The organism is Vibrio sp. 03_296 (assembly GCF_002265885.1).
Genome location: NZ_NPKW01001287.1, coordinates 1 through 471, shown reverse-complemented (window position 1 = coordinate 471; position 471 = coordinate 1). Strand labels below are relative to the sequence as shown.

The 471-nt window shown below is 49.8% G+C and carries 1 protein-coding gene; it reads right to left on the bottom strand.

Translation table 11 applies throughout. The features are described 5' to 3' along the window. The coding region (locus tag CIK04_RS31580; RefSeq protein WP_325206062.1) for a reverse transcriptase domain-containing protein at positions 1 to 471 on the bottom strand (471 nt) is incomplete at both ends.

Genomic DNA, 471 nt, shown 5'->3' with positions numbered 1-471 from the left:
GCTCCTGCTCGGCTACGACAGAAGATCAAGATATCATCCGCATAGCGCACTATGCGGTGACCACGCTTTCGCATCTCCTGATCGAACGCATCCAGATAGATRTTCGCTATCAGTGGRCTTATTACCCCACCTTGCGGACTCCCTAATTCTGTCTGCTGCCAATGCCCATCAACCATCACTCCACTTTTCAGGAACTGATTTATCAGTGCCAGCACGCTGCCGTCTGTGACTCGTGTTCGGATACTCCTCAAGATAAGTTCGTGGTCGAGCTTATCGAAGCACTTTGACAAGTCCATATCCACGACATGCTGCATACCATAACGACGGATGAACATGGTGGCTTTGTTTATGGCGTCGTGACAACTTCGATTTGGGCGGTATCCAAAGCTTGATGGATGGAACTGCTCTTCGAARATAGGGGTTAAGAGGTCGTTTAGGGTTTGTTGGACAACTCTGTCCCGAACTGTCGGG